This is a genomic window from Cysteiniphilum sp., from assembly GCF_057495195.1.
Window position 1 is genome coordinate 1 of sequence record NZ_JBXTEF010000137.1, and the last position, 4,935, is coordinate 4,935.

Below are 4,935 nucleotides of genomic sequence, written 5' to 3' on the forward strand. Positions count from 1 at the left end.
TTCACAGCTCAACATCTTTTTTCCTGAACGGTTAAAACTTGAGCTTTAGGGTGACACAGTTGAGTGAACAGTCTCTCTTAATTTGCCGATCTACCAAATTGGCGTTTCCTTTGATCGCAATACACGCTCAGTTAATGGGTTTGTGGTGCAGGAATATTAAATTGAACACACTTACCGAACATAGCTAGCACCTGTTAGTATTGCAGCACAGTGTGGACATGGTGGTTTAATCATACCCACACGACCTGCCTGAGTAATATCGTAGGTTGCAACTAACATATCACTAAACTGTGCAGATGGTCTGCGTATGAAAAGCTCATTAACCGCACTCACTTCAGCATGAGAACCTGAACCAAGTGAAAACCCATAGTTATTGTTTAATTCAACTAGGCTGTATACTTGCCCTCCATCTTCTATCAAACCAAGTCGCCCTAATATTTGTGAGGAAGTTTTATTATTTGGCGCACCAAACGGGTCATTATAATACCATTGACTTACGTGACCTGTTTTTTTATCAACTGCTCTTGCCAATACAGGTCCCAATGCCTTTCTTGAACCGTGCTCATATGATCTGGTTTTAGTATTAAATGTCTTCCCCATGCCAAATTTCTTAATGGCCTGATTTAAATCCTCTTTTGTAGCCATTACATTCTGATAGTTTTGTAATAACGTATCATCTAAAGAATTTGAACGTGGTCGACCATATGGGTTATGAGCCAAAAAACTATTTTCCCCAACATAATAAACATGATCTAAATGCACTTCAAAATTATACACAACAATTGGCTTATCACCTTGATAGTAGGATCTGCCACAACTTGATATTTGCTGTTCACCACATATTAATTGCAAAATTTTTCCTGATTGACTAATTAAACTATCATTTATAGTAATATCATCTATCGCAACATACGCCTGCTGATTAACCACATAAAAAGGATGGTTTGGTGTCGCATTAATCTGTTCAGTATTGCCTTTGTCATCTATAAAAGTATAGGTTCTCACATCTTTAGCATAACGCTTAAATGTCCCTATTACTGTTTTTGTTTTTTCTTTACGCCAATCAGTATCTTTTGTGTCTACTTTGGTGTCCGTTATATCAGTAACTGTTACTTCCACCTGAACAATGCCAAACTCGGGCAATGAAAAAACGGATCTTTTGCCCACTTGATCAATACCATTTTCTTTGAGCCATTGAATGGGGCGTAATAGCTTTATTTCTGCTGGATAGGACTGTCCATCAATCAAATCTGTATAGTTAAGTGTCACTTGCTGCCATGTTTTAGGTGTGATTGATATCAAATCATAATTTGTGACTTCAGCAGATGCTGCCAAACTTAAGCGCGAGATCAACAGTCCAAACAGCAGCAAACTGCAAAATAATTTAGGGTAGTAATACATGATAATTTCCTATTTACACTAAGCGATTGAGTCTATCAATCTGATAAATTAAATTAATTTAAGTTGCGCACACATGCGGCATAACCACTTGGATTATAAGCGCTATAACTTGAAGTTTCTCTATTACCGACAAAATCATAAAAGTATACTTTAGACCCCATAATCGTTGAAGAAACGTAATATTGACTTGCCGGCCATTGTAATGGATGAGTACTAATAGGGTAGCTCGCTTTGGCAAAATCTGATAACTCGTATTTACTTGGTAAACGCCAATCGCTATAACCCATATACCAGAGATTGTCACAAAAATATTTTGCTCTTTGATATTGAAAAACAGCAACATTCATTTTAGTCCCGTACTTATCGCTAAATGTACTATCAGGATAAAAGCCAGCTTTCATGGCCTCATCTGCGCTAAAGGGCGCAAGCCATGTTAACCCCTTATTATCAACCGATTGTATATAACGATTGTATGTCATTTCACTTTTTGTACTTTTTAACACTCTGTTACCTTTTGACACTTCAGAATTTTCTGAGGCAATAACATTCGTGCATAACAAAGCTGAAGATATAAAAATTAAACCTCTCAAACTAGACTCCTTCAATAACTCATTTTTTATACTTACCCAAAATGAACCTCAGTACCTAATGCAAATAAATCAATGTGATACTGGGTGTTAATTAACAGTCCAAGTCCTAGATGCAATGTTCCTGTTTTGCTAGCACTACTATCAACCATCTCATTGTACAGGTGGTTACCCGATAGTAAGCGCAATTGATCGTTATATGAAATGCCAACCTCATTAACCACACGATAGCGTGACTCCATCAACAGTAACTGCTTTAGAAATTGCACAGCTGGATGATTGCCATTAGCAAAGTCACTAATATCAATGATTTCACCTTGTTCGATATGTATTTTAATTGGACTTTTGTTCGTAATTGTTGCCAATGTATCATATACATGACGTTGACTCATGCGAGTAAATGGAAAATACCCAGCATTGACAACATTAGGACCAGTAATAACCACTTCACCACCAAGATCTAATCTTCCTTGCTCTAACTGATTTACGCCTAGATCAAATGGCAAAGGAGTTACTTCAATCTCTCCGCACGGATAAATTTGTTTTTTGCCTAGCTCGCAGAAACCACCTACTTCAAGCCAACGCTCTTTATGGCTTGATTTAGCGCATTTATAAACTAGCTCAGTCTGATATTGATCATTAGTGAAATATACTTCTCGCACACGTTCTAAGTGATTAAAGAAATGATTAACTTTAGCATCAAATACTTCTGGTTCAGTCACATATAATGATTCAACATAAGTCGCAATTTCTTGATATGATGGCGCTGTTGCGAACAAAGGAAAGTCAATTAATCTCGATGTTTGATGAAGATTCTTATCAAAGGCTATCATACTATTAAATTTAGGGGTTTGATTATTATTTAACATCACGACAAAGTCGGTATTCGCAGCTGAAAAAACCTCATCAACTCGACTAGCATCGTAAACACTTATTTTATTGCTTTGATAGCTAGTCGATTGAGCTAATTTAATTTTATCTGACAAATCCTCACTCACAACACAGTGAAACCGGCGTGAAGCTCGATCAACATTTTGAAATGACCTGATCTTATCTGGGATTATATTAATCATTATTATAAATTCCTTCTGTCTTGTAATTAATCCGTACTTTAATGAATTAATTGCGCTTAAGATAAATAACTAAAAAATAGAGAAAACGAAAGAGTTATGCCCATTTTCAATTTACTGAATCTGGGCTTGAGTGATTTTACATATAATACGGGATAGTAGAACCATTACGTTCACGTACGATTTCCATAATACACCTCCTTTTTTGATGATTGAACTAAAAAATCAGCTTAGCTTGGGGAGAAGCTGACGGCTTATTTAATAACTTAGGCAGGCTGATGTATAGATTAAATATGTAAACCATAATTAACGCTTATGCAAATTTTATTGTGAAAACACTCCTCCTCTAAAACTTCAACAAGAGTACCCTAAATGGCTTCGCCGCAACTAAACATAGCAATAACTTGCGGGTGTTTCTGATGGTATAAATTGAACAAAAAACAGCAGTTGTTTTTACCCACCAAAACCGCTAATCGCTAGAAAGATGATTCATGAGCTCGCCAAAGCGGCAATTGATGATTGTTATCTAGAGGCCTATATATTTCAGCTTTAATATATTGAAATTGATTAGGTTTAACAATCATTTGTAAATCAACAGGGCTAAAATTAGGGCTAAACATTTTAGTCTCCCATGAATGACTTTGATTCATAATATTAAAATTATATGTTTGAGTTCTTTTCCCGTAGACCTTCATCACAATAGGAATACCCTCATCGCCAGTTCTTCTTACAACAATATCTTCTGGCCCGTACTTTGTCATCTTAGTTGTCATTTTATTTGAAGCATTTTCTGCAAAGTCATTAGCTAATCTATAATCTTTCGCTATATAAAAACCCTCACCACCATCCGTCCCTGCTGAAGTACCAATTTTCTTAATGAGGGGGCCCGACTTTTCGATGCTCCTAGCATTTTTTAAATTAGTTCCATGATAGCCTAAAAACTCGTATTCAGGATTACAAATGTTATGCACAAGTACTTTATTTTTGCCAACATAGTAAGCATGATCTAATTGCACTTCAAAATTATATACAATAATTGGCTTATCACCTTGATAGTAGGATCTGCCACAACTTGATATTTGCTCGCCACTACATATCAATTGCAACACTCTTCCTGATTGACTTATCAACACATCATTTGCTGTAACTTCATCAATTGCAATATACGCTTGTTTATCAACCACATAAAAAGGGTGATTTGGCGTTGCATTAATCTCTTCAACATTTCCATTCTCACCCCTAAAGGTGTAGGTTCTCACATCTTGTGCATAACGCTTAAATGTGCCTATTACTGTTTTTGTTTTTTCTTTACGCCAATCAATATCTTTTGTATCTACTTTGGTATCTGCTATTTCATTAACTATTACTTCCACCTGATCAATACCGAACTCTGGCAGTGAAAAAACAGATCTTTTACCCACTTGGTCAATATCATTTTCTTTAAGCCATTGAGAAGGACGGAGTAACTTGATTTCAGCTGGATAGGATCTCCCGTCAATCATATCTGTATAATTAAGTGTTACCTGCTGCCATGATGTGGGATTAATATCAACAGCATCATAATTATGCGCTGATGAGATTAAAGGCAGCATCAAAAATAGGATCGATATAAAATACTTTCTCATTAAGCTGCTTCCTCTATCTCAGTCTCAGCTGATAACATCACAACATTATCGTCATATTCATTACCAGACTGATCTACTTGAGGAGATTCACTATAACCAGACCATTCAATAACTGGTGCGTTAATATCAATATCTGCATCAATAGCTGTCACCACCTGATCACCTAACTCAATATCTTGAATGTGAATCAAGGTTTAAATTATGCACAGTATTTTTGTGCCAGCAACTCAAATGCTGCACATAGCCTTCCAA

Annotated in this window: 5 protein-coding genes; all 5 read right to left on the bottom strand. The window is 36.1% G+C overall.

Annotated features, from left to right (window positions below; all coding sequences use genetic code 11):
* Window positions 1-171 precede the first annotated feature (171 nt).
* Window positions 172-1,401, bottom strand: a complete 1,230-nt coding sequence (locus tag ACY10D_RS11460; RefSeq protein WP_487000859.1) for a polymorphic toxin-type HINT domain-containing protein — start codon at window positions 1,399-1,401, stop codon at window positions 172-174.
* A gap of 53 nt (window positions 1,402-1,454) precedes the next feature.
* Window positions 1,455-1,904 (bottom strand): Lcl C-terminal domain-containing protein, encoded by a 450-nt coding sequence (locus ACY10D_RS11465; RefSeq protein WP_487000860.1) that lies wholly within the window; start codon window positions 1,902-1,904, stop codon window positions 1,455-1,457.
* Window positions 1,905-2,023: 119 nt separating this feature from the next.
* Window positions 2,024-3,061 carry a hypothetical protein gene (locus tag ACY10D_RS11470; RefSeq protein ID WP_487000861.1) on the bottom strand — a complete coding sequence of 346 codons (1,038 nt, stop codon included), beginning with the start codon at window positions 3,059-3,061 and terminating at the stop codon, window positions 2,024-2,026.
* 473 nt (window positions 3,062-3,534) lie between these two features.
* Complete coding sequence (locus ACY10D_RS11475) at window positions 3,535-4,683, bottom strand: polymorphic toxin-type HINT domain-containing protein (protein ID WP_487000862.1); 1,149 nt, start codon at window positions 4,681-4,683, stop codon at window positions 3,535-3,537.
* Window positions 4,683-4,874, bottom strand: a complete 192-nt coding sequence (locus tag ACY10D_RS11480) for a hypothetical protein (RefSeq protein WP_487000863.1) — start codon at window positions 4,872-4,874, stop codon at window positions 4,683-4,685. Before ACY10D_RS11480 ends, ACY10D_RS11475 begins: the two co-directional genes overlap by 1 nt.
* Between the last annotated feature and the right edge of the window lie 61 nt (window positions 4,875-4,935).

Excerpts from the sequence above, each read along its gene's own strand:
- ACY10D_RS11460 (WP_487000859.1), bottom strand. The coding sequence starts at position 1,401 with ATGTATTACTACCCTAAATTATTTTGCAGTTTGCTGCTGTTTGGACTG.
- ACY10D_RS11470 (WP_487000861.1), bottom strand. The coding sequence starts at position 3,061 with ATGATTAATATAATCCCAGATAAGATCAGGTCATTTCAAAATGTTGAT.
- ACY10D_RS11475 (WP_487000862.1), bottom strand. The coding sequence starts at position 4,683 with ATGAGAAAGTATTTTATATCGATCCTATTTTTGATGCTGCCTTTAATC.